The organism is Saccharothrix sp. ALI-22-I, from assembly GCF_001984175.1.
Lineage (GTDB): Bacteria > Actinomycetota > Actinomycetes > Mycobacteriales > Pseudonocardiaceae > Actinosynnema.
Genome location: NZ_MTQP01000060.1, coordinates 71148 through 98043 on the forward strand (window position 1 = coordinate 71148; position 26896 = coordinate 98043).

The 26896-nt window shown below is 67.6% G+C and carries 23 protein-coding genes; 16 read left to right on the forward strand and 7 right to left on the reverse strand.

The window, feature by feature from the left end; translation table 11 throughout:
* Positions 1-20: 20 nt before the first annotated feature.
* The 4 genes from ALI22I_RS19905 to ALI22I_RS19920 all read left to right on the forward strand — a co-directional run bounded on the left by ALI22I_RS19905 (position 21) and on the right by ALI22I_RS19920 (position 5245).
* Positions 21-1949 carry an ATP-dependent nuclease gene (locus ALI22I_RS19905; protein ID WP_077007034.1) on the forward strand — a complete coding sequence of 643 codons (1929 nt, stop codon included), beginning with the start codon at positions 21-23 and terminating at the stop codon, positions 1947-1949.
* Complete coding sequence (locus ALI22I_RS19910) at positions 1946-3454, forward strand: UvrD-helicase domain-containing protein (protein ID WP_083751865.1); 1509 nt, start codon at positions 1946-1948, stop codon at positions 3452-3454. Before ALI22I_RS19905 ends, ALI22I_RS19910 begins: the two co-directional genes overlap by 4 nt.
* Positions 3451-3747 (forward strand): 3'-5' exonuclease, encoded by a 297-nt coding sequence (locus ALI22I_RS19915; RefSeq protein WP_077007036.1) that lies wholly within the window; start codon positions 3451-3453, stop codon positions 3745-3747. Before ALI22I_RS19910 ends, ALI22I_RS19915 begins: the two co-directional genes overlap by 4 nt.
* A gap of 340 nt (positions 3748-4087) precedes the next feature.
* Positions 4088-5245: a hypothetical protein gene (locus tag ALI22I_RS19920; RefSeq protein ID WP_077007037.1), complete on the forward strand. Its 1158-nt coding sequence runs from the start codon at positions 4088-4090 to the stop codon at positions 5243-5245.
* A 203-nt stretch (positions 5246-5448) separates the two neighbouring features.
* Here the strand turns inward: ALI22I_RS19920 and ALI22I_RS19925 are convergent, their stop codons facing one another.
* From ALI22I_RS19925 to ALI22I_RS19935, 3 genes are all read right to left on the reverse strand, one after another.
* The gene (locus ALI22I_RS19925; protein WP_143532311.1) at positions 5449-6747 is read right to left on the reverse strand and encodes a hypothetical protein; all 1299 of its coding nucleotides are present in this window, start codon (positions 6745-6747) and stop codon (positions 5449-5451) included.
* Positions 6748-7087: 340 nt separating this feature from the next.
* The gene (locus tag ALI22I_RS19930; RefSeq protein WP_077007039.1) at positions 7088-7531 is read right to left on the reverse strand and encodes a hypothetical protein; all 444 of its coding nucleotides are present in this window, start codon (positions 7529-7531) and stop codon (positions 7088-7090) included.
* Entirely contained in the window at positions 7528-8589 is a 1062-nt protein-coding gene (locus ALI22I_RS19935; RefSeq protein ID WP_077007040.1) for a tyrosine-type recombinase/integrase, read from the reverse strand. The genes ALI22I_RS19930 and ALI22I_RS19935 overlap by 4 nt, the downstream gene beginning before the upstream one ends.
* 136 nt (positions 8590-8725) lie before the next feature.
* Here ALI22I_RS19935 and ALI22I_RS19940 point away from each other — a divergent pair, with 136 nt between their 5' ends.
* The 8 genes from ALI22I_RS19940 to ALI22I_RS19975 all read left to right on the forward strand — a co-directional run bounded on the left by ALI22I_RS19940 (position 8726) and on the right by ALI22I_RS19975 (position 18376).
* Entirely contained in the window at positions 8726-8971 is a 246-nt protein-coding gene (locus ALI22I_RS19940) for a helix-turn-helix domain-containing protein (RefSeq protein ID WP_077007041.1), read from the forward strand.
* Positions 8972-9905: 934 nt separating this feature from the next.
* Positions 9906-10325: a recombinase family protein gene (locus ALI22I_RS19945; RefSeq protein WP_143532312.1), complete on the forward strand. Its 420-nt coding sequence runs from the start codon at positions 9906-9908 to the stop codon at positions 10323-10325.
* Positions 10326-11027: 702 nt separating this feature from the next.
* Positions 11028-11381: a CU044_2847 family protein gene (locus tag ALI22I_RS19950; RefSeq protein ID WP_077007184.1), complete on the forward strand. Its 354-nt coding sequence runs from the start codon at positions 11028-11030 to the stop codon at positions 11379-11381.
* On the forward strand, positions 11378-12334 hold the full coding sequence (locus tag ALI22I_RS19955) for an AAA family ATPase (RefSeq protein WP_077007043.1): 957 nt from the start codon (positions 11378-11380) through the stop codon (positions 12332-12334). The genes ALI22I_RS19950 and ALI22I_RS19955 overlap by 4 nt, the downstream gene beginning before the upstream one ends.
* Entirely contained in the window at positions 12331-14157 is a 1827-nt protein-coding gene (locus ALI22I_RS50990) for a hypothetical protein (RefSeq protein ID WP_077007044.1), read from the forward strand. Before ALI22I_RS19955 ends, ALI22I_RS50990 begins: the two co-directional genes overlap by 4 nt.
* The gene (locus tag ALI22I_RS19965) at positions 14145-15386 is read left to right on the forward strand and encodes a CHAT domain-containing protein (RefSeq protein ID WP_077007045.1); all 1242 of its coding nucleotides are present in this window, start codon (positions 14145-14147) and stop codon (positions 15384-15386) included. Before ALI22I_RS50990 ends, ALI22I_RS19965 begins: the two co-directional genes overlap by 13 nt.
* Positions 15379-16710 carry a WD40 repeat domain-containing protein gene (locus tag ALI22I_RS19970; RefSeq protein ID WP_077007046.1) on the forward strand — a complete coding sequence of 444 codons (1332 nt, stop codon included), beginning with the start codon at positions 15379-15381 and terminating at the stop codon, positions 16708-16710. The genes ALI22I_RS19965 and ALI22I_RS19970 overlap by 8 nt, the downstream gene beginning before the upstream one ends.
* A 619-nt stretch (positions 16711-17329) precedes the next feature.
* Positions 17330-18376: an endonuclease/exonuclease/phosphatase family protein gene (locus ALI22I_RS19975; protein WP_143532313.1), complete on the forward strand. Its 1047-nt coding sequence runs from the start codon at positions 17330-17332 to the stop codon at positions 18374-18376.
* Between the two features lie 208 nt (positions 18377-18584).
* Here ALI22I_RS19975 and ALI22I_RS19980 read toward each other — a convergent pair whose 3' ends face one another.
* Complete coding sequence (locus ALI22I_RS19980; protein ID WP_143532314.1) at positions 18585-18914, reverse strand: hypothetical protein; 330 nt, start codon at positions 18912-18914, stop codon at positions 18585-18587.
* A gap of 455 nt (positions 18915-19369) precedes the next feature.
* Between ALI22I_RS19980 and ALI22I_RS19985 the strand changes: the two genes are divergently transcribed.
* Complete coding sequence (locus ALI22I_RS19985) at positions 19370-19756, forward strand: hypothetical protein (RefSeq protein WP_077007049.1); 387 nt, start codon at positions 19370-19372, stop codon at positions 19754-19756.
* Here ALI22I_RS19985 and ALI22I_RS19990 read toward each other — a convergent pair.
* The gene (locus ALI22I_RS19990) at positions 19731-21167 is read right to left on the reverse strand and encodes an integrase core domain-containing protein (protein WP_238598473.1); all 1437 of its coding nucleotides are present in this window, start codon (positions 21165-21167) and stop codon (positions 19731-19733) included. The genes ALI22I_RS19985 and ALI22I_RS19990 overlap by 26 nt on opposite strands.
* Positions 21168-21862: 695 nt before the next feature.
* Between ALI22I_RS19990 and ALI22I_RS19995 the strand changes: the two genes are divergently transcribed.
* From ALI22I_RS19995 to ALI22I_RS20005, 3 genes are read left to right on the forward strand one after another with little or no spacing between them, the layout of a single operon-like run.
* Positions 21863-22693, forward strand: a complete 831-nt coding sequence (locus ALI22I_RS19995; RefSeq protein ID WP_077007050.1) for an abortive infection family protein — start codon at positions 21863-21865, stop codon at positions 22691-22693.
* A complete protein-coding gene (locus tag ALI22I_RS49380) occupies positions 22690-23274 on the forward strand; it encodes a hypothetical protein (protein ID WP_143532315.1) in 585 nt (194 codons plus the stop codon). Before ALI22I_RS19995 ends, ALI22I_RS49380 begins: the two co-directional genes overlap by 4 nt.
* 1 nt (position 23275) lies before the next feature.
* Entirely contained in the window at positions 23276-23959 is a 684-nt protein-coding gene (locus ALI22I_RS20005) for a vWA domain-containing protein (protein ID WP_077007052.1), read from the forward strand.
* A gap of 369 nt (positions 23960-24328) precedes the next feature.
* On the opposite strand, the gene ALI22I_RS20010 is transcribed toward ALI22I_RS20005, so the two are convergent.
* Together ALI22I_RS20010 and ALI22I_RS54715 are read right to left on the reverse strand one after the other, a co-directional pair.
* Positions 24329-26686, reverse strand: coding sequence for a hypothetical protein (locus tag ALI22I_RS20010; RefSeq protein ID WP_077007053.1), 2358 nt, complete (start codon positions 26684-26686; stop codon positions 24329-24331).
* Positions 26687-26707: 21 nt separating this feature from the next.
* Entirely contained in the window at positions 26708-26836 is a 129-nt protein-coding gene (locus ALI22I_RS54715) for a hypothetical protein (RefSeq protein WP_274522984.1), read from the reverse strand.
* Between the last annotated feature and the right edge of the window lie 60 nt (positions 26837-26896).

A 26896-nucleotide genomic window follows, 5' to 3' on the forward strand; every position in this document is an offset into this window, starting at 1 on the left:
GCAGTCTGAAGGAGGTCGACGTGCGGCTGGCGTCTGTCGGCGCTCGTAATTTCCGCTCGCTCCGCGCGGTGTGCGTGCCGTTGCGTGAGCACTTGACGGTCGTTATCGGTGAGAACAACGGGGGCAAGTCAAACCTGCTGGATGTGATCCGGCTGGTCACGGACCCACTCGACGGTCGTCGTGACCGGTTCTGGGATGTCGATGACGTCTCCCGCATGCCTGATGCCGCAACCGCGGAGTTGGTGGCGACTTATAGGTCGACCGATCGGGAGCAGTTGGGCACGTACAGCCAGGGTGTCCTCGCCGATATGTCGTCGGTCAGGTACCAGGTGACGTACTCGCCACCGGTTGGTACTGAGACACGAGGCAAGGTCACGTGGATCGCCGGGCAGGGCACGTCGAGCGACCGCGACCCCGAGCCGGAGGCGCGTGAACGGCTTCGGCACGTCTACCTGCCGCCGTTGCGCGATGCTCAGCGCGAGTTGAACTCGGGGTCGGGCAACAGGCTGCGCATCATCCTCCGCTACCTCCTCGCGGAGAAGAACGTCAGCGAGGACGAGTTCGTCGCGACCGTCAAGGACAAGATGAAGGCGATCCGGGAGGACGACGTACTGAACGATCTTCAACGCGCCGTGCGGGCGCCACTCGCCGATGTCTCGGCCGGGGCGAGTCCACAGGACGCCGACGTCGCGTTCGCCGACCCGGACCTGCTGTCGATCGCGCGGTCACTGCGCATCCGGATGAATGACCGCGGGCTGGATCCTCGGGACATCGCCGGCTCCGGATTGGGTTACGCCAACCTGCTGTTCATCGCGACGGTCGTGGCGGAACTGCGCGCGTCGCGCGATCAGGACCTCACGGTATTCCTCGTTGAGGAGCCCGAGGCGCACCTGCACCCCCAGTTGCAGACACTGCTGCTTGAGTACCTGCGTGATGCGGCCGAAGCGTCCAACACGCGAACCGACACCCACGGGTACGCCGGACGGATCCAGGTCATCGTGACGACGCATTCGCCACTCGTGGCGGCCTCGACCGATGTCGCCGACCTCGTGGTACTCAAGCGTCACATGCTGTTGCGCGAGGACCAGCATGAGACCGTCGTCGAGAGAAGTGATGCGATGACGACTGTACCGGCGTCGGGCGTGGCCGCTGCGGCCGATCGCTTCAGTCTTTACGAGACGAAGGCGATCCCGCTGGCGGCGTTGGATCTGCGAGGCGGCGAGGGGAAGATCAAGCGTTACCTGGACGCCACGCGCAGCGCGATGTTGTTCGGGCCTCGGATCATCTTGGTGGAAGGGGTCGCCGAGGCGGTCCTGCTCCCCGCCTTCGCACGCCGTGTGCTTCACCGTCCTCCGACGACTCCGTTGTTCCACAGCCAGAACGAGCAGGCCAGCGAATCACCGGAGCAGCGCGCGGAACGGAGGCAGCGGGCCGCGTGGGCGCGTTTCGTCGGCACGACGCTCGTGGCGATCGACGGTGTGGACTTCGAGCCGTACATCCGCGTTCTGCTGTCTCCGCACGACGGCGGACGGGTCGCCGAACGGGTCGCGATCGTCACGGACGAAGACCCGAACGCCCCGGGCGATCGCGCAGAGTCACTGAGGGCATTGGCCGCAGAACTTGGTGCGTCGGACCGGCTTGAGGTCTTCGTGGGCCGTCCGACACTGGAACCCGAGCTGCTTCGAGCGGGAGCCGACAACGATGCCGTGCTCAAGGGAGCGTATCTGCGGCAACGACCGCGGGCAGGCGAAAAGGACTGGACCCGGATCGACGACGCCCAGGACAGTCCCGCGAGGATCGCCGCGTTCCAACAGGAGTTCGCCGAGCACAGGCTTCGCAAAGGCGACTTCGCCCAAGATGTGGCTGAGCTGAGCACTACAAGGCCGGACTTCGTGGTTCCCTTGTACCTCGAATCGGCGATTACGTGGATCGCCGAGGCCGACGCATGACCGACATCGACCGTAGACGATCGACAGCTGTGGCGCTGCAACGACGTGCTGTCGATCAGCCGGCGCCGCTCTACCTCCAGGCATGTCCCGGCGCCGGCAAGACCAGGGTGATCGTGGAACGGCACATTGTCGGTGGGCGTCCCTCAGGACGCTCAGGCCGGGCGCTCGTATCGTTCACCAACGTCGCGTGCGACGAGATCCATCAGCGGTGCCGCGCAGCCGGATACCCGGATCTGTTGGCGTTTCCGAACTTTGTCGGCACGATCGACACGTTCATCTGGCGCTACCTCGTCCGACCGTTCATCCCGCAAGACCGGCACCGGCACCGCATTGACTCGTGGGATCGCATCAACGCCACGATCACGGTCCAGGGCAGCCGCGAGTATCGGATACGGCTGAGCGACTTCCAGTTCCACCGAAACTCGCCCGGTGGAGACTGCGAGGCGCGACTGCAACGGACTACCCGCAACTATGCGATGTTCAAGGCCCTCGAACTCGAGAGTCTCATCCGCCACGCGGAAGAGGCTGCGGTCGAGGCCCGCGACAACTTCGGCAAACAGGGATATGTCACCGGCCACGAGATCCGAATCCTGGCCCTCCACGCCTTGAGGAGCCATGGCCCCACGATGGCCACGATGCTGCGCGGGCGGTTCGACGAGCTGATCGTCGACGAGGCGCAGGACTGCTCCAACTTGGATCTGGCGATCCTCGGGCAACTCCGGGATGCGGGTCTGCCGCTGGTCTTCGTCTGCGACCCGGACCAGGCGATCTACGAATTCCGAGGTGCCCGTCCAGGGGAAGTCCGCGCCTTCGGAGCTACGCTGGGAACACGGATCGATCTGACGGGGAACTGGCGCAGCAGCAGCGCTGTCTGTGGACTCGCGGCGAGCCTCCGACCAGCCGACTCCGACCGGGAAGTCGATGATCCGATCGGAACTCACCACGACGAACCGGCAGGCATCCTGTTGCTGCGCACCAAAAAAACCGATGTCGAACGGGCTCTCGCGATCTTCACGACATATGCAGACCGCATGGGGATACCCATCGAGAGCCGACTTGTCCTCGCGCACGCGGGCGGGAAACTGCCGAAAAGGCCGCATCCGCAAGTGGTCCTCCCAGTGCCGCCGACCCTGTGCGGATCGCTTGGGCAGCATGCATCCTCGCAGTCCCGCATCACACGCGCCGCCAGCGTGAACGGGCCTACGAGATGTTGGAACGAGCCCTCCTGCGTTACTGGTACGCCGGTACCGACGGGCGCAGCGTTGCGGCCATCTGCGACGAACTGGGGATCGAGAAGACGGCACTGCGCGCCGCCGCCGCACGGCTTGCGTCTGCACTACCCGACGTGGACGAAGGGACATTCGGGCACTGGTGTGCTGAGGCCAACAAGGCACTCAAGCGCCACCCGCCGCAACCGGGGATCGCGCGAGAGGGCCAAGAGGGCATCCTCCGCGCCACTGGCAAAGCGAGGGAAGGCACTGCTCGGCAGGCCGGGGGAGTCTTGACCGACGCGGAGGGCGGCCTTCGGGCTTCGGTGATTCATCAGGTCAAGGGCGAGGAGACCGATGCGGTCCTTGTCATCGTTCCGTCAGATGCGCGCACCGATGCGTTGGTCGACGCGTGGGTCTCTGGTGAGCATCACCCACACATCGCGGAGAGCCTTCGAGTGCTCTACGTTGCCGCTACTCGCGCTCGCCGTCTCCTTGCGTTCGCGCTACCGGACGAGGCGTACGACAGGATCGCAGATCTGCTGAAGAACAAAGGAATCCCTGTCGACTTCGAGCACTCTGGGAGGTGACACGAGCGACGTGCAGGGAGCGGCGATGACGGGGAGTCAAGGCGCCTGGGCCGAAGCGGCGCCGAGAGAGCGAGGCGGGAGTGTAGGCGGCGGGTGTACCAGGCCAAGAGAATCGAACACTTGTTCGTGCGGATGTGCAAGTCCTCGGAGATCCCGCCCACCGTCGCTGGCCACAGACTCGTCAGTGCCGCGCTCGACCGGCTGTGTTCGGCGCGTTGACAAGATGGCCTGCTTTGGTCATGTTGCTGCTCAACCGTGGTGCGACACGAGGTGCGTCGTGGCCGACGCCGCGCGACGTCGCAGATGAAGGGGCTGCGCTGCCGATAGGAGACAATCAACCGTGGACTCCCGCTTCGCCGAGGCCGACTACCAATTGCTCTGGCCGCGCTCACTGTTCGTGCAGGAAGCGTCCAAGCTGCTCAACAAGCGTGACCTCAACGACTGGGACGATCGCTGCGAGCTGCTCCTGGAGGACGCGTTCGTCGGTGGCGTGAGCGGCGGACCGCTGAGCGAGTTCCGCGAGGTTTCAGGTATCCACGACCCTTGGGGCAAGCAGTCGGACGGGGCGCTGGCGAAGCTGAGCCCGCGGCAGAACTTCCTACGCGACCTGATGCGCAGCGCAGACCATTTGAGGGAGGATGCCTCGCATCGCAAGCCGTACTGGTCACAGCGCAAGAACGGAACGAGGGCCGAGCTCGCACGTCAAGCTGCAACCGCACGTGACTTCGCCGAACTGATCGGAGAGCTGGACGTCAAGGGGTACTTCGAGAAGCGGTTCGAGAAGGACTGTGTCGACTCGCCCAGCGGCATCGACCCGTCCAGGGTCATCGAGCGTGCGATCGGGGCAGGCGATCTCTGGCCTCTCAGGGCTGACCGGTTGGTCGACGACCTGGACCTGTTCTGCGACGTGATCGAGGTCCTGCACGACCTGGTGGCGCGGCCGACCGATCGGTCGCACCACTCTTACAACGGATGTGGGTGGCACCACAGCGACTTCTCCATCGAGTCCGGTCGGATCGTCTACCGGTGGTGCGTCAACAAACTCCTGGAGAGGAGCGACCTCGGTCTCCGTCTGGCCGGCCAGGGCGACGACACCGGCCGCATGGTGACGACGACTGGGGACACGCGAAGCGAACTCGTCGACGCGCTTGTGGTCGCCGATGCCAGTGACACCGGCGACCAGATTCGTCATGCGGTCGCCCTGTTCCGGGCGCGCGGTGCCGACAGGCACCAGAAGCGGTCAGCTGTGGTCGTTCTCGCTCGGGTCCTGGAGAGCCGACGAAACCTCCTCCGGGCCGAGCTGCTGAGCAAGGACGAGGACGCCTTGTTCATGATCGCGAACAAGTTCGACATCCGACATCAGAACGAGTCCCAGAAGTCCGACTACGACGAGGCCTTCCTTGACTGGATGTTCTGGTGGTACTTGGCGACGATCGAACTGACGGACCGCCTCGCTCCCCGTGGCCAGCCTGCCACGCAACCGTCTGAGCGAGCTTGACGTTTGGCGGACATCTGAGATCAAGGGGCACGAGCCTCCGGAAGGGTGTCCCATCATGGAATTTGGGCAGCAAGAAGCCTGGGCCTCGGAGTTTGATGATGCCGGCTGGTCATCAGCAGCCAGGCGGCGTGCAGCGTCTGCACAGGACACAGCGGGTTCCGAGTCGCGGATTGCCGGAGTTGTCGATGGTGTCCTTGCCCTGGTCAGGCGGATGTGTCATTGGCTGCGGTGTCATGGTCGGTGCTGAGTAGGTCGGTGAGTTGTTCGACGGCCCAGTCGGAGAGGGTGACGGCGGTGGTGTCGGGTTCGCCGCGGGCGCGCAGCGTGGAGCGTTCGGTGAGGATGGCGTGGGTGAGCCAGCGCAGGGTGTCGTCGTCCAGCGTGTCGGGGCTGTGGACGGTGACGTCGGCAAAGTGGGTCGCGTCGGCGAATGTCTCCGCCACGGCCTCGGGAAGAGTGCCTTGTCGTGCGGCGTTGTGGATCGCTCGTCGAGTGAGAGTTTCGTAGTGTCCCGAGCCCCACCAGTCGCCGACGGATTCGGTGCGGGAGCCGTGGAGGCTGAGCAGGATCAGTGCGGCTTGTGGTCCGAGTTCGTCGTCCAGGCGTTGCCACAGGTCGATCTGGGTGCGGATCGAGGCGAGGATGGGAGGCCACCCCTCTTCGAACAGGTCGGTGAGGGCACGGCCGTCGGCCAGGCGTCGGCGGGGAAGCGTCAGGGCGAGGCGTACGGCGGGCCAGTCGACACCTTCGAGGTGTACGTGGGGCAGGACTGCTCGGGTGGCGGCGATGTTGGCGCGTGCCATGGTGAGGTCGTCGACCTTGTGATGCCAGTCCTCGACCTCGGTTTCCCTGCGCCAGCACCACTCGGCGATGCCGCGTGCGGCCGCGGACGGGACGGGTGCGGGGACGATCAGAGGGTATGCCCGCATCCCGGAGGCGAGCCGCCAAGAGGCGTCCTCGCCGAGCAAGGCGAGCACCTCGCCCGCGTCGTCGCGGCCGCGATGCCGTTCGGCCACGTCGTACAGGTGGTCGGCCATGAGCAGCAGGACGAGGTCGGCGCGGAGGGAGCTGGAGGGGTCGGGTACGCGGATCCTGGTCGTGTCCAGTAGCCCCGCGGCGGCGAAGGCGCGCCGTACGGTCTCGGCGCGGGCGGCCTGCGAGGACTCGCCCGACAGATCGAGGGCCAGTTCGGTGTCGAGCGGGAACAGGGGAGGCAGGCTCCCGGTGGTCCAGTCGCGGCCGTCGGTCGGATCCAGCACGACCAGTTCCTGCTGCGCGGGGGTCCATGACACGAGCACGTGGAAGCCGGACCGCTCCAGTTCCGCGGTGACTTCCGCGACCCGGGGCGATTCCTCACCCAGGGCCTCGTCGTCGTACCACTCGTCGCTGTTGACCTCCGACCAACCGGCCCGCGTCAATGGGGCGACCAGGCGGCGCAGTAACTGCCGCCCCTCCGCCTCCCCGGACAGGAGGGGCACATCCGGCGTAGTCGAGGAAACCATCGCACACCCTCCGCGTACCCGATCACGGTCAGCGGACGCAGCGTATCGGCGGCCCGGGCGGCGGCAAACCACCGTGAAGGTCGCCGGTCGAACCGACAGTGGCTTGTTCGTGGCGTTCCTCGTGGCCTTGGGGTTGCACGCGCGGTGCTCCTCGCGATCGGCTTCACTCGATCGTGTGACGATCGGATCCTGCGGCAGGTAGTTGCCCTGGCGCTGCGGGGGGCCGACCAACTTCGGCTCTTCCTCCGTCGAGGTGGACGGACCGTCGATCCGGGCACGTGGCGGATCGACGGTCCGGTGACTGCCGGTCAGTCTGCGGAAGGCCTCGCAAGGCTTCCTTCTACGGGCCTGAACCGGAAAGGCCGGTAATTCGATCGGTCGGTTCCGCGAGTAGCGCGGTGAGTGCTCTGATCGGGTAGACGATCAATAGTTGTCGTTGCGGTGCGCCGAGGAGCACGACGGTGTCACCGATGCGGATGCCGGTCAGGTCGCGGAGGCCTGCGGGGATGAGCACTTGGTGGCGGGTGTCGATCCGGTGTGGGCTGTCGGGGTCGAGTCCGATGGTGATCGCGTGGCCGCGTAGTCGTGCCGTGGTGGCCTGTCCTGGGCGCCAGTCCAGGGCGTGGAGCAGTTTGCGTGCCGGGGCCCTGCCGGAGTGGTCGACGATTCCGGTGCTCAGCAGCAGTTCGGTGTCGTCGAGTTTCGGTGTGGCGTCGATTGTGGTCAGTGGTGGTGGCGGTTGGGGTGTGGGTGGGCTGAACAGTGGTGTGGGGCGTTCGGTCATGGTTGTGGGGTGAGGATGGGGAAGGCGGGGAGGCCGCCTGCGGGTGGTGGTGTGGTGGCGAGGGGGTGGGGTTCGCCGGTGTAGGCGGCGAGTGCGGTGGCGAGGTCGGCGAGGGTGGGTTTGGTGTAGACGGCGGTGGTGTCGTCGCTGCGGGGGTGGGTGTGGCCTGCGTAGCCGCGGGCGATGGCGGGGCCGTAGTGGCGTTCGACCCAGGTGAGTGTGGTGTGGCGGAGCCAGTGGGTGGAGATGTTGCGTGCGGTGACCCAGGGGAGTCGGTCGCCGAGGCGTTGCCAGAGGCGGTCGTAGCGGCGGTGGTTGATCGGGTCGCCGTTGTTGTAGCGCAGCAGGGGTTCGGGGGTGGGTTTGCCGTTGCCGCGGTGGTGGCGGTGGGCCAGCAGGGATGCGATCAGGGTCGGGCTGGCGGGTTGCCAGCGGACGGTGTCGTTCTTCTCGCGGAGCTGGATCAGGCAGGTGGTGGGTTCGATGTCGTCCTCGCGGAGGGCGAGTGCGCCGCCGCGTCGGCAGGCGGTTTCGAGGTGGAGTCGGAACAGCAGGGTGTCGAGCACGGTGTCGCGTCCACTGATGGTGACCGCGTCGGCCAGCCCGGTGACTTCGGCGGCGCTGAGGGATTGGCGGGTGGTGGGGCGGCGTCGGGGTTTGGCGAGCTTCGCGGCGGGGTTGTGGTGGGGTGGCAGGAGGTTGTCGTTGATGGCGCGGGCGTAGATGGCGCGCATGGCGGACAGGAAGTGTTCGGCGACGGAGTGGCCGCCGCGGTCGTTGCGCCGGACACGGCGGTTGGCGACCAGCAGTCGCATGAGGGCCTCGATCTCCGAGACGGTGACCTCGTCGAGGCGCTTGTCGCCGAAGGTCTCGGTGATGCGGGTCCAGTAGGTGCCGTAGGTGCGTTTGGCACCGGCCCCCGACGCCGCGATGACATGGGGGACGTAGTCGCGGAAGGTGGGCAGGCTTGTGGGGACCCACATCAGGTCCTCGGGGCTGAGACCGAGCTGGGTCAGCAGCAGGCGGGCGGCTTGCACGGTCTTGGGGTCAGTGCTCAAGAGGTCCTCACGTCGGTGGTACTTGGCTGGAGTCCGGGGCGCTGAACAGCGGTTTCGATCTTGCTCGGCGCCGGGGCGGCAAGTTGTACCATCGTTGGTACGGACTCGCACGGCGACGCGTACCAACGTTGCCCCCGTGCCTGCGTCGCCGGTCCACCCGCTTCTCACGGAGAACCGCGCGCGATTCGGTCACCGCCTCGCCGCCCTGCGACAGGGTCGCGAGTGGACACAGGAACAACTGGCAGAGGCCAGCGGATTCGACCGCAAGACCATCAACCGCATCGAGAACGGCCGGCACTCACCGAGCCTCGACCGCGTCTTCGTTCTCGCCGACGCGCTCGGCGTCCAGCCGCTCGAACTGTTCCGCTGGCCGGAGTCCTGAATCATCCGATCGTGTGACCGCGTTCCTTGTCCACAGTGTACGGACAATGTGTCCACTTCGGCCTGATGTTGGGCTGCTGCCGGAAGTCGGCAGGGGGGAGCCGGTACGCGCCCGGCGGCGGGCTGCGGAAGTTGGCGACCATACGCTCTGTAGGCCTGGGTACGGCGTTCGGAGATGCCAGGTCATGCGGACATGCGGGAGCGCATCCGGCCGGCGGTTGCGCTGGCACTGGCCGGAGAATGTGAGAAGTGTTCGTGTCTGAGTGGTCGTTCAGCTCTTTCGAACACGCAGGAGCGGGAGATTTCCCCGCGCCGATGGGCTGTTCGGGCTAAGGAGGTGTGTGGCCCAGATAACAAAAGTAGCGCCAGGTACTCACATGAGTACCTGGCGCTACTTTTTCACTGGAATTCCAGCCTAACTGGTGTCCGAGAGGTCGTCTTGGACCCCCAAACGCGGGAAATCTCCCGTGTTCAATAGAACACGGAGAGTCATACATGCAGCTTATCGGCTTGATCAGACGTCCTGGATCGCAAGATGTCGTCACACTGCCGTGTGATTACGTAACGTGACCAGTAGGTGATGGCGATTGGTTACCGTCTGTCGCGAAAATGGACAGCGGCCCGTGTCAGTGGAGTATTTTCAGGATTCGTGAAAGCTGTCGTGGATTCGATTTGTGTCGTTGTAATTCCGTCGATCTGTCCACGTTGAAGTGAGCCTGGGCCGGAGGTCGTCTCCGGTGATCACATCGGGAAGTGCGGCGAGTTTGGAGGCGATTGTGGTGGCGACGTCGGACGGCGACGGTCGGGGCGCGTTGGGTTCGTGGATGGCCGGTGCGTCTGGCGACGGGAGACGGGCCGGGTCGGGTGGGGGTGCCGGCGGGGTGCGGTTTGCGTTCTACGGGTGTGTCGGTGGGTCCGATCCGGAGGGTCCCGGGGTGTCGGAGGCGTGGCAGCGTGAGATGGCCGAGCACACGATCGCCGGTCGGGGTGTGATCGTGGCGGGCTTCTTCGACGTCGGGGTGACGGCGCGTGTCTCGTGGTCGGATCGTCCGCGGGCGTCGGTGTTGCTTGCGGCGTCCGGTGTTCCGGGCCGGGGTTTCGACGCTGTCGTGGTCGGTGACTACGAGCGAGCGTTCGGCAGCGTCGCCGAGTTCAAGGAACTGGTCCTGTTGTTCGAGGACCGCGGAGTCCCGGTGTGGATGCCCGAGGCGGGTGGTCTCGTCTCGGTGAACGGCCCGGATTTTGCAGCGTTGTTGACGGTGTTGCAGTCGGTTGTCCACTCGCCCGCCGTGCGGGGAGTCGGGGCGGGGAGGCGTCGACTGGGCAGGCAGGGCGGCGGTCGGGTTCGACCTTGACGGAGGTGCCGTGACTGTTGCTCGGGTCTCTCTGTGCCCGTGTCGAGTGCCCGGGGCATAGGTGTTCGTGCGGGGCGCGGCCGGAAGCGGGCACGCTGAGATTCGACCGCCGGTCCGTCAGGGTCTGACGGTCGACCGGTGCGGTGCTCTCGGGCGGAGAGAGCGTTTGAACGGAGCTGCTCGGGAGGGTGACCTCGATGGGTACCGTGCCAGCGTGATCGGTGAACGCTGCGGAGTGGCCACAGGGAGAGTCGGCCGGTTCGGGTCGGCGGCTGTGCTGGTCCGGCCGAGTCGATGCGTCGATCCCCGGTCAGGTGACTGCCGGAGTACCTACCTGATGCGGTGTGTGGCTCCGCCGCGTCGCGGGATCCGGTGTCGACATCGAGTGCCGGTCCGGTCGTTAGCGGCTACATGGCGTGCCTTCGGTGAGTAGCCGGTCGCTGTGCGGGCCGTCCGGCTGGTCGTTCCCGCTGAGCGAGGCTGACATGCGCGTGCGATTCTCCACTCACCCGCCGACCGAACGCTGTCGGCAGTTGCATGGTGCCATGGGGCAACTCGACGTGGAGGGGTCACTGCTCGTAGCACGCACAGTCCGTGTCACGCGCTGATCGTCATGCGGTGTAACAACGTCACCGCGTATTGTGACTTCACCCAATGCTCAGTCGCGGGATCGGCCTGCGGCCGCGATGGGGGGAGGTCCCCATGCCTGTCGTGGCAGTGCCCACCGAGGGAGAGCAGCCGACGATCTTCGTCGAGGTCGCCACGGTTCCGACATCGAAGTCCGATTGGGAGGACGACAAGGTCCGAGGACCTGCTGCGGAGAAGGCGGTGGCCGTCGCTCGTGATCTTCTCGGCGACGGTGTCGAGCTGGCACGTTCGTGCGCGCAGCGGTTCACCGAGGGGCTCAAGGATCTCGGTCGAGGTGTCGCGCCCCATGAGGTGGAGCTCCAACTGGGCATTACGTTGGACGCTGAACTCGGTGCGGTGCTGGCGAAGACGAAGACGAGCGCCCAGCTCCAGATCACGCTGCGCTGGCAACTTGTGGAGGAGAGGTGACCGATCGGCCCGACCGTGCGGTGCTCCCGTACACCTACATAGTCGGGCAGGAACAACTCAAGGCCGCGTTGGAACTGAGCTACATCGCCCCGCGTGTCGGCGGTGTGCTCGCGACGGGTGACCGCGGCACCGCCAAGTCGATGACCGTGCGGGCGTTCGCGGTGATGATGACCGGACACCTGCCGGTGACCCTCCCGATCAACGCCACTGACGACCGCGTGCTTGGAGGGTGGCGGCTCGACGAACTCGTGCGCGGCCGGGCCGTAGAACAGCACGGCCTGATCGAGGAGGCGGGCGAGAACGGAGTGCTCTACGTCGACGAGATCAACCTCCTCGACGATCACCTGGTCAACATCATCCTCGACGTGTCCTCGACCGGCATCCTCACGATCCAGCGCGAGGGCGTCGACCGCCAGCTTGAGCTGGAGTTCAACCTCGTCGGCACGATGAACCCGGAGGAAGGCGGCCTGCGTCCGCAGCTGCTCGACCGCTTCGGTCTCTCGGTGGACATCCGGGCGGAGACCGACCCGGAGCGACGCAGGGAGATCCTGCAGACCGTGCTGCGGTTCGACGAGGCGCGATCCCACGCGGTGGCGGGCTTCATCGAGCGCGGTCGCGCGAACGACAGCAAACTGAGGCTCAGGCTGGGCATGGCGCGTGACCGCCTCTACGACGTCGCGTTGGATTACGACATGGCTGGCCTGTGCGCGGAGATCGCCGCGGCCTTCCAGGTCAGCGGTCACCGGGGTGACCTGGTTGCCGCGTTGGCTGCCCGGGCCCTCGCGGCGTTGGAGGGTGAAGACAAGGTGTCGGCGCGACACCTGCTGCGGGTGGCGCCACTCGCGCTGCAGCATCGGCGGCACCCGAGCGGCGGTCAGCGAGGCCCCGTGTCCTGGACGGACGACGACCAGCAGCGCCTGGAGAACCTCGTCGCCGAGGCGAGCGAGCCGTGACCGGCATACCGGAGCTCGAGCTCACCCGGCTCCTCACCTGTGCCGCGCTCGAACCGGGACTGGACGGCGTGCTCCTGCTGGACCTGCCGGCCCGGCCGTTGTTGGCCGCGGCCGAGATGCTCGCGGACATCCTGGGGGAGGACACGCGGATCGCCGTCCTCGGTACGCACGAACAGGAAGACGACCTGTGGTTCTCGTTCCGGACGTGGACCGAGCAGGGCACGCTAACGTTCACCCCTGTGCGAGGACCGTTGCTGCACGACGGTCGTCTCGTGGTCGTCGTGCCCGATCTCGCCCGGTTGAGCCTGGCCGCGACACGCGCCGCCGTGGTGACACTCGGCTCGCCGGTCGCGCTGCTGGAGCGACATGGAATCTCGGTTCGGACGGCCAACTACGCGTACTGGCTGGCGTCCTGCGCCGCAGGCGACATCGGCCAGGTCAGCCCGCACCTGCTCGACCGCTTCACGGCGCGTTTCCCGGCGGGCCGCGCGGTCACGACGGTCGAGCCCGTGGATCGTGTGTGGGCTTTCGCCAACGGCGATCCCGAACCCGTCTTCCGCGTTCCCCGGCCACCCGAGTCGTGGCTGCGGGCGTTGGAGCCCGGCGCCGTGGTTCCCGAGGTCTCGGACGCGGCGGCCGTCCGGGCGATCGCGTTGCACGACGCCCGGTTCGGCGTTCGTCGTCCGCTCGCGCTGCTGCGGCTCGCCCGCGCGTTCGCCCGCCTGGACGGTGCCGCCGAGGTCACAGTGGGGCACGTCGACGCCGCCGCGGCCCTGACGCGGCTGACATCGTCCGCGAAACCCACCGTCGCTCCCAGCAACCCGCCCGAGGCGCCCGCCGCGGAACCCGAGGACCGCGGCGGGGCGGTGGCACCGGTGACACCGGCCGACACGGCGGTCGAGGAGACGCAGGGGCCCGCCGTCGTGCCCACACCGATCCTCGCGGGCCCGCCGCCCGAATCGATGGACGTCGTGCACGTGCCCGTGGCGCATGATCCGTTCCCCGAGGACGCCGTCGAACCCGAGCGGGAGGCGACCCCGTTAGTCCTGCCGTGGCAGCGGCGTCGCGGCACAACCTCCGACCGGGGCGAGGTCATCGGTACGGAGCCGACGAACCGACTGGCCGACATCGCGTGGGTCGCGTCGCTGCGGGAGGCGGCGAAGTACCAGGCCGTGCGCGGCCAGGGCAGCGAGGGCTTGCGGGTCTGCGCGGGGGATCTGCGCCGCTACCGTCGTTCCCCCAAGACCGAGCACCTGCTCGTACTGGTGCTCGACCACACCTGTCACCAGGACTGGGACTGGAGCCCGGCGCTCGCGGAACACCTGCGGCTGGCCTACACCCGCCGGGCCACGGTATGCCTGGTCGAGGTGGGGGCCGCATCCGCCGAACTCGAGCTGAGGGCCGAACGGGTGATGGCCCGGAGCCTGCTGGACCCGAGGGTAGCCGCGGCCCTCGAACGGCCGCAGGGCACCGCCACCCCGCTCGCCCACGGCCTCGAACTCGCCCGCGCTGCGTTGCGCCACGCGCTGCAGCACGGGCGCACCCCGGTCAGCGATGCCACGCTCGTCGTGGTGACCGACGGGCTGGGCAACGTGCCGCTGGAAGCGAGCCTGCGTGGCACCGTCGAAGAGCCGGTCCGCGCCGAGGGAATCGACGACGCGATCGCCGGAGGGAAGGCCATCGCGGAGCTGGACCGGGTGTTGCCGGTCGTCGTGCTGCCGCCCCGCGTTCCATATCCGGACGTACCGCTGGACCTCGCGCGCGCCTTCGGGCCGCGCTGTCTCGTCGTCGCCGCGACGGGAGACGGGCCATGGTCGAACTGAACCGGATCCTCCAGGGCGACACACGCACCCTACCGGCACAACCGGCTCCGGTGGTCGCGGGCGTGCAGGAACCCGAGGCCGAATCCGCTGACCTGGAACCACTCGGCGCGTTCTCCGCCGACGTGTCCGCGCGCATGAAGCCGACGTACGCGCTGATGCAGATCAATCGCGCCGGCGAGGACTACTTTGCCGTCACAGGAAGTCATCACGACAACCAGTTGCAATTGCGGACGCGCACCATGTCGAAGCCGAAGCTCGCCCTCGGCGACCTGGCGGACAGGGACAGCGAGGAGCGGCAGCAGGCGCGCAACATCCGGCTGCTGATGCGGGAGTGGTCCCGGCACGCCGAGTCGATCCGGGACTGGATCGAAGGACTCAGGGCTGCCGTCGGCGATCAGGACCTGCACATCGTGGTGTGGGACGACACCGGCTACGAGATCCCATGGGAGCTTCTGTACCTGTGGGGCGACGAGCGCGCCGGCCGGACCCGCGGGTGGCTCGGCGAACTGCTCGCCATGACCCGGATGGTCACGATCCACGCCGGTGACCCCACCGAGCAGTGGGACCCGATCGCACTGGGCGACCACGTGTCCTCCGGCGACACGATCGCGCACCTTGGCGAGGGTATGGAAAACGATCTGGCTTCGCTGACGGGGTTCAGTCCGTCGGTGATGACCGAGGCCGGACTCTTGACACGCCTCGAGGACGAAGCACCCGTGGCATTGGTGTACGTAGCTGCCCACGGCGAGTTCTCCGCCAGCATGACGGAGCTGACGCTGGGCGGGCTCGGGCTCGCCGAATTCGACTACGGTTCGTTGCCGGCGTTGCTGGGTTCGCACGGCGTGGTGTTCATGAACGCCTGCCACTCCGCCCGCCTGATCAACGAGGAGCGGCTGATCAAAGACGAGCGGCGCAATCACGTGCTGTTCGGTTTCGCCGAGATGTTCCTGCGCAAGGGCGCGGCCACTGTCGTCGGCACGGTTGGCAAGGTCGAGACCGACCGTGCGCACCATGTGGCGCACGAAGTGCTGAGCGAGATCGTCGACGATCCGCAGGTGTCGGTCGCCGAGGCTGTCCGGCGCGTCCGTGCGCGTGCTGCGGCGAAGGTGCAGACCCGTCGACCTCATCAGGAGGAGTTGAAGGAGTTCTTCTACACCTTCATGTACGTCTGCTACGGCAACCCGTACACCAAGATCGGCGTGCCGGGGAACGGGGCGGACGATGCCTGAACACGAACTGGTACTCGAGCCGTTGGTGAGCTGGCCGAGAGAAGTCGCGACCGGGCACGACTACCTCGTCACCGCGGATCTGCGTACGGTGACCGACTCCTCGGACTGGCCGTACGACGAGGAGGAGTTCGAGTTCACGTGCGTGCTCGACGCCTATCCGCTCTTCGAAAGCCGGGCGATCGGGGACCCGATCCTGCTGCTGCACCGCTTCGGCGGTACATACCGCCCCGTGCGCTTCGCGATCTCGCCCCGGATCGAAGCCGTCGACGACACAGCCGCTGGCGAACACGCCATCTGGTTGACCTATGTGAACCGCTGGGGCGTGCCCGTCCACACCGTGCGGCTGCCGCTGCAGTTCTCCGATGCCGCGGCGGCAGAATCATCCGGCCTCACGGTGCGGATCTGGAACTTCCCGACTGGACCAGAGCCCGAGCTGCACCACACCCTCCGAGTGAATGCGGTGGCGGTGGCGCCGGATGGCACCTGGCTCGCCAGCGCTGGCGGCGACGACGGGACGGTGCGGATCTGGGACGTCGCGACCGGCAAGGAACGCGCCGTGCTGCGCGGCCACACCGACTGGGTCCGCTCGGTGGCGGTGGCGCCGGACGGCACCTGGCTCGCCAGCGCTGGCGGCGACGACGGGACGGTGCGGATCTGGGACCTCGCGACCGGCAAGGAACGCGCCGTGCTGCGCGGCCACACCGACTGGGTCCGCTCGGTGGCGGTGGCGCCGGACGGCACCTGGCTCGCCAGCGGCGACGCCAGGGGGTTGGTGCGGATCTGGGACGTCGCGACCGGCACGCTACGCGCGGTGCTGCACGGCGGCACCGGCTGGGTCCGCGCAGTGGCAGTGGCACCCGACGGCACCTGGCTCGCCAGCGCAAGCGGCGACGACGGGACGGTGCGGATCTGGGACGTCGCGACCGGCAAGGAACGCGCGGTGCTGCGTGGCCGCACCGGCTGGGTCCGCTCGGTGGCGGTGGCGCCGGACGGCACCTGGCTCGCCAGCGCTGGCGGCGACGACGGGACGGTGCGGATCTGGGACGTCGCGACCGGCAAGGAACGCGCCGTGCTGCGCGGCCACACCGGCTGGGTGAATGCGGTGGCGGTGGCGCCGGACGGCACCTGGCTCGCCAGCGCCGGTGACGACGGGACGGTGCGGATTTGGGATGTTGCGGTCGGCCACGTGTCGGCCATCATGCGACTGGAGCAAGCTGCGACCGCATGCGCGTGGAGCCCTGGCGGCGACTCAATCGCGGTGGGCGGCTTCCGAGGGCTTTACCTCTTTGATTTCCATTCCGGTCATAGGGAGCAGGCGCAGTAGCGCGAACGCGTTCGTCACGCTCAGGTAGGCCAGCCGAAGCAGTACGACCGACCATCATGCCGTGCTGATCAACAACAGCGCGAGATCGCGACGGCTTCCATGCACCGTCTCTGCAGTCCTCCGTCACCTGCGCGGATGAGGTTGTCGGCAGGCGCAGTGCCCGCGTACGGGGACGGGCCATGATCGACGTCGCCGCCGTGCTGGCGGGTGCAGGCGTCGGGGGCGAGGTGACCGTGGTCGACGACGCACCCACTGAGCGAGGTTCGGCGGGACGCTCTCTCATCGGCTGCCCACCTGCGGTCAAGGGTGTGGCTCACTCATGGCGTGCGTCCTGCCGGGCATTGACCGTGCCGCGAGTCGACAAATAGCCGACGAGCGTGCGTTGAGAGCGTTTCCTTGTGCTCACGTGCGACCGTCGTGGTCGGCGCCTGCGGAGGTTCACCCGGTCCAGCGATGGCACGAGGTTGCTCGACGGTGGAGTGTGGCGAGCATGGCGTGGGATTGAGCGTGTTCGGCCGTCGGGTGGCGTTATGGCTCCGCCTTGTGAAGCCGTGTAGCGGGGCTGTAGAGCGTGCCGGGGTGCGAACGGGCGTCGGCATTGTCTGTGGAGGTGCTCGCCATGGGATCGATTCGTGTGGCGTGGTGGAACCTGGAGAACCTGTTCGACACCAAGGACGACCCGATCTCCAACGATTTCGATTTCACCCCGGCGGAGGGGTGGACTGATCAGGTGTACGCGGCGAAGCGGGCCAATCTGGCCGCGGCGCTCAACGAGTTGGGTCCGGAGCTGTTGGGTGTGTGCGAGGTCGAAGGTGACGATGTGTTCGCCGCGCTGTTGGCCGACACCGGCAACACGCACCTGAAGGTCGCCGTGGACCCGGAGGGCACCAGCGATCTGCGTGGCATCGACGTGTCGGTCGCCTACGACGACCGCAAGCTGCGCGTGCTGGAGACGCGTTCGCACGTGGTGCACCTGCGGTATGCGACCCGGGACATCTTCGAGGTGGTGTTCGAGGTCGTGGAGACCGGCGCGCGGCTGGTGGCCATCGCGAGTCACTGGCCGTCGCGCCGTCAGGGGCGGCTGCGGTCGGAGCCGTTGCGGATCGCGGTCGCGGAGAACATCTCCTACCTCGTGCGCGACCACGTGCGCTTCGACTCGCTGACCTACGAGGAGTTGCGCGCCGCCGACGATCTGGCCGCGGTCCAGGCCCGCTGGGAGACCCCGGTGTTGATCATGGGCGACTTCAACGACGAACCGTCCGACCGCAGCGTCGTGGAGCATCTCCAGGCGTCGAGTGAACTGGACCGGGTCGTCGGCCCGACCAACGCGATCACGGCTTTCGCGGCCGACGGCGCCGCCTACCGCGGTGATGACACGTGGCTGTTCAACGCCTGCTGGAAGTTCCTCGCGCCGGAGAACAGCGGCACGTTCTTCCTCGACGCCACTCGCGACGAGCGCTTCGCCAACCGCTACCAGGTGCTGGACCAGATCGTCGTGTCCCGCGGCCTGCTGTCCGGCCCGCTCCGCTTGGACCCCGCCGGTGTCACGCTGCACCAGTCCGACACCTTCGCCACCCAGCCGCTGCGCCGCCCCCGCAAGTTCAACCGCACCACGCTGAAGGGCACGTCGGACCACCTGCCGCTCACCGCGCGCATCGATTACTGAGTCCACACAACCCGAGAAGGGGGACGCGGCGCTGCGCGCGAGGACGCCGACCACTACTCCCGCGACTTCGAGCTGTCCGAGAAGATCCAGCTCGGCGGCGGGCGGGGCTGGGTCTGCTCCAGACCGCCGACGAGATCCTTGAGGTCAAGGGCACGACTTCTCCGGCCTCGACCGCGTCTTGGTCTTGGCCGACGCGCTCTTGTCCTCGTCAGCCATGGAACACTCCGTGGGTGGTGTAGTGCCGGAACAGCAGGGAAGCGACCATCGAGGTCGAGTGGACGAGCAACGTGCGTGACTTCGGGCGCGCGACCAGGACGACCGGATCGCCGCTCTCCACGGACAGGATTCTGCGGACACCGGCGGGCACGAACACGTGATGGCGCGCGTTGACTCGGAACCGGCCGTCGGCGTCGATCGACACGATCGCGCCGTCCGACAGCATCCTGACGTCGTGCCGATCACCCGGCCGCCACCCGAGCACCTCGGCCAGCCAACGATCGCCGACCCGGCCCGAGTGGTCGATGCGGGCGATCGCCAAGCGCAAACCGTGATCGTCTTCATGTCTCGGCAACAACGCCGCCAGCGGCGGTGTGAGCGTCGACCTGAGCCGGGCGGCCGGCGGAACAAACAAGGGAATGGGGTGCTCTGTCACGACAGCACCACCGATCCGGACGGCTGGGATTCCAGCCGCTGTGGTGGAGACTGTTGTACCGTTAACACCAGTAAGGCGGACATCGATTACTCCTCGTTACAAATCCGCCCTCTCGGAACGCCAGAAGCCCCACAGAGAGTAACGGTCGTTACTCTCTGTGGGGCTTCTCCGGCTGTAATCCAGCCGGAGTGGTGTCCGAGAGGTCGGCTGGTCACCTGCGCCGGCTCAAGGGGGAACCCCATCAGGCACGGTGATGATCCCGATTGGCTTCATTCGCTCGTCGGAGTGACCATTGACTCGACAGGTGCAGTTCTCACCGGTGACGGGACGACTAGATCGGTGTGAAGGCGGACTACTGGCAGGTGTCGAGCCCGGCCGACCGTCTCGCGCTCTCCCGCCGGAGGGCGGCGGCGACGGCGACCGAGATTCGGTCCTGGTTCGCATTGCGTCGACCCAACCCGCGTTTTGTCCGGTTCGCGGGCCACTTCGACGTGCTTGAAGCAGTTCTGGCGCTCATGCACGATCGCGTCGCAGGCGAGCACGACGCGATCTGCGGCGATACACCGACGGGTGCTGTCCACGACCGCTGCCGGCAGATCGAGGCGTCGCTGGATCTCGTTCGCCGGGTATTCGGGTGGTACCGGGACAAGTACGACCAGAGGTTGGTCGACCGTGTGCCGCTCGAAAAGTCATCGCTGCTGGTCAAGCGGCGTGTCTGTACTCGTTGATGAGGCCGCCGAGGATGCGGGTGCGGTGCGGTCTGTGGGTGGCGAGGTCGTGTACCGCGGCAGGGTGTTGCCGGGCCTCGGGGGATAGTTGGTCGCGGGCCTGGTGGGGTCGGTGGCGGTTGTAGTGGTCTTCGTAGGTCTTGAGGACCTGATGTGCGTGGCTCTCGCCCGTGATCAGGATGTGGTCGAGGACTTCGCGGCGGATGGTGCCGATGACTCGTTCGCAGTGGGCGTTCATCCTGGGCGCCTGCGGCGCGCTCTTGATCACGCGCAGGTCGTCGCTCTGGAAGACGGTGTCGAAAGTCTGGCTGTATTTGCCGTCGCGGTCGCGGATCAGGAAGCGCAAGGACTCCGTCCGGTGTCCGAGGTCGGCGGTGAGGTTCCTGGCCTGCTGAGTGGTCCATGCCTGGGTGGGGTGGGCGGTGACGCCGGTGATGTGCAGGCGTCGGGTGCCGTGTTCAAGGAACACCAGTGCGTAGAGCCGCTTGCCGAGCACGGTGTCGAGGTGGAGGAAGTCCGCCGCGATGATGCCCTGGGCTTGGGCGGTGAGGAACTCCCGCCAGGTCGGACCGGCGCGGCGGGGCGCCGGGTCGATGCCCGCGGCATGCAGGATCTGCCAGACCGTCGAGGCGGCGATGTGGTGGCCCAGCCGGGTCAGTTCGCCCTGGATGCGCCGATGACCCCACCGCGGGTTCTCCCGGCCGAGTCGTAGTACGAGCGCCTTGATCGCGGCTCGTGTCGGTGGGCGTCCGGTGCGTCGACGCGCGGAGTGGTCCCACTTACGGGCTACGAGTGTGCGGTGCCAGGCGAGCAGGGTGCCCGGCGTGACCGGAAAGACCGCCTGCCAGTGTCGACGATCCACCAGCCCGGCGAGGGCGGCGAACCAGAGCCGATCCGCGGGCTCGTAGCGGACCGGACCCGCAAGTTGCCGGCGGAGTACGGCGTTCTCGTGCCGCAGCACGAGCAGTTCGGCGTCCTTCGACACCTCGCTGCGGAGAAGCACCGCCGGGACGGACAGCAGCTTCCGGGTCACCTTGTACAGCAGGGACACGATCACCCGGCCATGCTCCCAAAGACGGTGGTGTCCTCGCTCTACCAGCAACGACGACTTTTCGAGCGGCACAGGGTGGAGCAGTGCGGCGACCACCGCGATCACGTTGTTCTCCTTGGGCGGGAACGTCGGCGACGACAGCACCCTGTGCACGGTGTCGACCGCCGGTGTCGCTGTCGGGTCGCTGACCTCGGCGCCTTCGGCCAACTCTCCGATGCGCTCGCGGATGCGCTGCATCGGCGGCGTGCCCGCCGCCAGGTACAGGTCGTACAGGGCGTTCTTCAGCTCCGCCAGCGGTCCCGGCGGCACCACCGGCTTGTCCACCCGCCGCTGGCTGCCCGCTCGGCCATCCGAACTCATCCGACGATCACCCAGACCCCGCGCCCTCGGCGCATCCACCGGCCGGGTCCGACGTCGCCCCTTGCCCGACGCCGGATGCGACTGATCCGAACTGATTCTCCCGCTGTCCCGTGTCCCGCAGGGTTGTTGGCGAGCCGGCTCACCGATCCGTCCGCCACACCACCCGGAGAGCACGATGACCACCACGAAACGCCGCCCGCGCCGCAGCCCACGGACCTGGCTTGTCCTTGCCGCCGCGGCCGTCGGCGGCGCGGTGCGCGCCCTGGTCGAGCACATCCTCGACCTGTTCTGAGACCAGGGTCCGGAAGGACCACCCCAGGTGCGCCTGTGACGTAGCGTGTTCAATTGAACGCGGATTCCATCCCGGAGATGCGTGCCCGACCAGCCCTCCTAGGCACTCGGACACGGGATGCAGCCCGTAAGAGCAAGGGTAACCCCGGAGCCCCGGCGTGCCGATCGCGCGCCGGGGCTCCGGCCTGCCTGGGGTTGCATCGCCCCGCCGGCTCTGGTCGCTGTGAGTGACCGCGTGGTTCCCTGGTCGACCGTGCCGGCGCGTCCGGCATGCCCGCCTCTTCTCCGGAGCCCGGATCGTGCCGATCCGGTCGGTGCCGGGAACCCGGGTGGACGGACCGCCGCCCGAACCGGCGGCGAATCAACTCGATTGGCAGCCAACACGCTTCGCGGACAATGAGCCGGTGCACCTACGCCCTCACGCCGTCGCCGACGCCGGCCGCAGTCCCGTCTCTCCGGCCGAGGTGGAGGAGGCGATCGAACACCTGGACGACATGGCGGCGATGTTGTCGGCGGCCGCGACGGACCGCGGCGGCGACCCGGTGACCTACCTCGCGCTGCGGGACCGGTTCGGCGACCTGTTCGGTCGGGTCGGTCTCAGGACGCCGTTCCGCTGGGACTCGCTGACGGTGTGGGCCGAGTTCGCCAAGACGAAGTTCCCGCGTGACTACCGAGGGCGGCGGCAGTACGTCGACGAGATCACCGGCAAGGCCCGCAACGAATTGCGCGAGGTGCTCGACGGGTTGCGGTCCGGGGACCTGCCGGGCGAGATCGACGAACTGGACGAGCTGGCGGTGGACACCCTGGCGGACCCCTCGGCGATCCTGGTCGAGCTGCGCCGGGTGCGGAGTCTGCTGCGCACCGACCCGGGCGCGGCCATCGGCAAGGCGAAGAACCTCGTGGAGGCCACGGCCAAGGCCGTGCTGGTGATGTGCGGGCAGCCCGTGATCGGGCACAGCATGGACAAGCTCGTCAACAACGCCATGCGCGCGCTGGGCCTGCCGGCGCAGCCCACCGGCAAGTCGGCCGAGGCCGAGGTCGCCAGGCTGCTCAAGCAGCTCGCCGGCTCCGTTACCGAGCTGCGGAACCTGGTCGGCGACGGGCACGCGCCCGAGACCGCGGTCACCGGCGTCGAGCTGCGTCACGGCCGGCTGGCCGTCCGTGCCGCGCTGGCGTGGTGCGCGTACATGCTGGAGACGGTGCGGGACCAGGGACCCGGACCGGTCGCAGGGTGACCATGACCCAAGGGACTCCAGGCTGTGAGAACTCGCCGCGCCGACCTTATGCTTGGCCGGATGATCGGCTGGACGATCAGGCGGCAGGAGGGCTCGTAGTGCCTTCAGCATGGTTGACTCTGGTCATCTCGACGGGAGCGGCCGTGGTCAGTCTCGGTTCTCTTGTTGTCAGCGTGCTGACGTACCGAGCTTCGGGTCCGCGAGTCGCTATCAGCGACTACGACATTGCGAACCGAGGCGGGGAGTGGTGGCTCCAGATCAGGGTGGTCAACTCCGGCCGCAGCGAGGTCGACGTCGAGGCCGCGTGGACCAACTGGCTGGGGGCTACCGTGAGCGACCTGCCTCACCGCATGAAGGGCGGGTCATCGAAGAACCTGGTCTTCAAGGGGCTGCTGCCACCGCTCCAGTACGGCGGGAACATCATCACGGTGCAGGTCGGCCTCGGTAGTGGTCGGAATGTCCTCAAGCAGATCCGGCTGAACGAGTCGCAGCAGGGGCAGTTGAGCGCTTCGCGGATCGACCATCACGACGAGCGGTCGACCGACGGGCGCAGCGCCACGTTCCCCGTCGAGGAGGTGTGAGGTGGCGGACTCGCCCGGTTCCGCAGCTGTGCCGGTCTACCTCGCGGTGGACGTCTCAGCTTCGATGCTCCCCCTCATGGACCTCATGAACGACCTGTTGATCGACGCCTGGCAGGGCATCCTGTCCGACCCCCTGCTTGCCGATCTCGTGCACCTCGGTGTCGTGTCGTTCTCCTCCGCGGCCTCGGTCGACCTGCCGTTGACGCCAGCCGATCGGATCGTGAACCTCCCTCGGCTGGTGGCTGGCGGCGCCACTCACTACACAGCCGTGTTCCAGCGTCTCGTCGCCCTGTTGCACCAGGACGTGGCCGCGATGAAAGCCGACGGTCTCCGCGTCTACCGGCCCGCTGTGTTCTTCCTGTCCGACGGTAGGCCTTTGGATGATCTGCACGCCTGGTCGGCCGCGTTGGAGGAGTTGAAGACGCGCAGCGTCGCCGGCGGGCCGCGGATCTTTTCGGTGGGCATCGGTGATGCCGACCCCGGAGTGGTGCAGGAGGTGGCTTCGGTGTCCGGTGCCGCGCTGATGGTGCGCACCGGTGCCTCGCCGTCCGAGGCGATCGGCGACTACTTCCGGCTCGTCGACGAATACACCAGGTCACTCACACGATCGGTGACGCGGAACGACGGCGAGGTCGTCTTCCGGTGGCCGGAGAACCTGGTGGAACTGCCGATCATCGGGACGTAAAGCCGCCACACCATGTGGCACGTGCGGCGGTCAGCTCCAGACGCTGCTCGCCGTCGTCGTCCGCGAACGCCACCTCAACTCCCCGCCCGTGCGGCTGGGCACCTCAGGGAGCGGGCCCAGCTTAGGCACGGGCGGGATTCTCCCGGCTGATCGTGCACATCGACGCCATCGCTACCGACGATGAACTCAATGAGGAGTTCGAAGCGCACAACGAGCGCTACCCATGGGAAGCGTGAGCAAAGTTCGGTCCCGCCACCCCGGAACGCTGCGTCACCGAGGCCGAACGGGTAGCGCAGTCCACTCCATCCGGGCGCGACGCGGCCTCTCGCCTACGGGTGCCCGCTGTGCCCTTTGTGGGTGGTGTGGCGGTCACCCACGCGGACTGCCGCTGTGCACTTCGCTGTGGGCGGACCCGGTTCCCAGTGCCGTGACCATGCGGACTTCCGGTGGCCCCAGAGGTCCCCACTCGGTACGGCGAACGGCGTCGGTGATGTGGCCGAAGGTGCTGGTGTGCCAGTTCGGCTCGGTGGTGGCGAAGATCAGGCGGTCGGCGTCGAGGCGGTACGCGGCTACGCATTTCTTCTCGACCTCGGCGAGGGCCTGGTTGCGGCTTTTGGCCAGGCGGTCGGTGCTCTTGCACTCCGCGATGGTGAGAAGGTCTTCGTTGACGCCGTAGGTCACCAGATCGATTTCGACCAGGCGTGTGCCGTCCTGGACGAGTTCCAGTTCTTCGACGTGGTGCAGCGCGTTGCGTCGCTGCTGGGGTGGCTCGGCGGCGAGGAACGCGGCGAGCTGGGCGGGAACCTCGCCGTGCTCGCGCAGCAGGTGACGGGCGACCGGGTGCAGGTCGTAGAACCAGGTGGGCTCGGAGGCGGGGCGGTGCCAGGCCGTGGCGTCGAGGTTGTTGGCCGCGTCGCAGCGCCGGCAGGTCCAGGTCTGCGCGAGGCGGTCCAGGGTCTGGAACTGGACCTGTTCGCAGGTGGCGCAGCGCAACACGAGACCGCGGCGCAGCACTCCGGCGCGCAGGACAGGATCGAGCAGTTTCCGGACTTGTTCGGTGGTCTGCCCGGGGATGTAGCCGTCGGTCGCGACGTGCTTGAGGATGCCGGTGAACGACAGCACCCCTTCTTCCTTCGATAGCACCACACCCTCGTTCTTCGGGTAGGTATCCCGGGTGTTCGGGCTGGAGGGCCGCATCGCGCGGAAGGCGGGCAGCAGGGGACCGCTGAACAGATCGACGAATGCGGTGCGGCCGCCGAGCATGCGACTGAGCACGGCCGTGCGGTGTCCGGCGTCGCTGATACGGGTGTGCAGGCCGTGTGTGCGGGCCTTGGCTCTGGTCCAGGCCGTGAGGCTGAGGTCGCGCAAGGCCGGTCGGGCCAGGCGGTTGGTCTGCTGGGTGCCGCCGAATAGGAGTCCTTGGCTCGGCGCCTGGTAGCAGATGCCGTCGCGGCCACTGCGGAGCTGGGTCCAGGGGTCGGCGTCGGAGGCCAGCAGTTCGTGTCCGTCCAAGCCGCGGCCGCGCACCAGTTGCCCGGGTTGCCAGGCGATGTCGACATGCCAGGTGAGCTTGTCGGGCACTGACAGTTGGCGATCGCTGATCAACGGCGGCGGTAGTGGCGCGGCCATGGCGAGGGTGCCGGTGTCGTCGGTGGTGATGGGCACCGGCAGGACGGTGGCGAACTGCTCGGCCACGGCCAGATGCGTCTTCGCGGCGGTTCGGAACGGCAGCGACTCCGACGCCACGACCGCGGGCCTGTCCTTCGACTTGGTGAGGGTGCCGAACCACCGTTCACGCAGACGTGTGACGTCCTCGGTGGGCCGGGACAGCGAGGACATCACCAGCTGTTGTCCTTCCCGGACGTGATGGGTGGTCATGCGGTCGAGGGCGCGGGTGAGCGGCCAGGGCGGCTGTCCGGTGCCGGGGTCGAGGACGGAGGGAAGCCACACGCCGTGGCCGAAGGCGACCTGCCACAGCCGGGCCAGCGCGAAGTCGTCCGCGTCGTCGCCGACCACCAGCAGGCCGGTGCGCGGCCTGATCGCATTGGCGACCTGGACCAGTCCCGCCATGGAGCGGTGGTGTGCGGTGGCCACGGGCGTCACGCTCTCGGGCACCGACGGAGGGCGCAGCGCGTCCGGTGGTGTAGCTGCCGTGGTGCTGAAAGTGTCGAGCAGCCAGGACATCAGCTGCATCCGCTGCTCGTCGGTGAGGTCCGGTTCACCGGCGTGCGGTTGCGGTTCCTCGACCCCACCGGCGACGGCCATGACCATGCTGCCCAGCAGGCCGCCCCATCCGGGCGGACAGGCCAGTACGGGCAGGGTCGAGGAGTTGCCGTAGGGACTTCCCACGGGGAACTCGACGGGGAACCTGCCGGTCATCGGCACCGCGGCATGGAAGGCGCGGCCCTCGTCCAACCTCGTGACGCGTTCCACCGGGCCGGTGTCGTCAAGGCGCATCCGGTAGGGCGAACACGCCGCAGCGACGCGCTCCCGCGCGGCGTGATCCGCCGGGGAGGGGTCGTCGGGATGGTCGGCGATGGCGTCGATCAACTGTTCGCGTTGTTCTGCGGATCCGTCACCCAGTGCGTTGAACTCGGGTGCCTCCGGGTTGGCGCGATACAGCTCGCCCATGGTCATCGGGTACAGCACGACGTGGTCGGGGGCGTAGGTACGGCAGGCGTGCAGCAGGGCCGGATGGACCTCGCCGTCGTGGTGCGGGATGAGCACGAACCCGGCGCCACCCCAGAGTTACCCCATGCGGTGCAGCGCCCGCCGTGCCCGGTAGGTCCAGCCCGCGCCGCCGTCGAACACCACCACGACCCGGGGCGCGCGCAACGCCATGGTGACGGTGGAGTACGGGGTGTTTCTCGTACTCACCGCGATACACAACCACACCTGACGGCGGTGTAGGACATGGCGCACCGGGGGCCGCTGCCC

Bases quoted from the DNA above. Each gene is read 5' to 3' on its own strand.
- ALI22I_RS19975 (WP_143532313.1), top strand. From the start codon at position 17,330: ATGGGATCGATTCGTGTGGCGTGGTGGAACCTGGAGAACCTGTTCGAC.
- ALI22I_RS19970 (WP_077007046.1), top strand. From the start codon at position 15,379: ATGCCTGAACACGAACTGGTACTCGAGCCGTTGGTGAGCTGGCCGAGA.
- ALI22I_RS19930 (WP_077007039.1), bottom strand. From the start codon at position 7,531: ATGACCGAACGCCCCACACCACTGTTCAGCCCACCCACACCCCAACCG.
- ALI22I_RS19950 (WP_077007184.1), top strand. From the start codon at position 11,028: ATGCCTGTCGTGGCAGTGCCCACCGAGGGAGAGCAGCCGACGATCTTC.
- ALI22I_RS19910 (WP_083751865.1), top strand. From the start codon at position 1,946: ATGACCGACATCGACCGTAGACGATCGACAGCTGTGGCGCTGCAACGA.
- ALI22I_RS19990 (WP_238598473.1), bottom strand. From the start codon at position 21,167: ATGAGTTCGGATGGCCGAGCGGGCAGCCAGCGGCGGGTGGACAAGCCG.
- ALI22I_RS19965 (WP_077007045.1), top strand. From the start codon at position 14,145: ATGGTCGAACTGAACCGGATCCTCCAGGGCGACACACGCACCCTACCG.
- ALI22I_RS19925 (WP_143532311.1), bottom strand. From the start codon at position 6,747: ATGGTTTCCTCGACTACGCCGGATGTGCCCCTCCTGTCCGGGGAGGCG.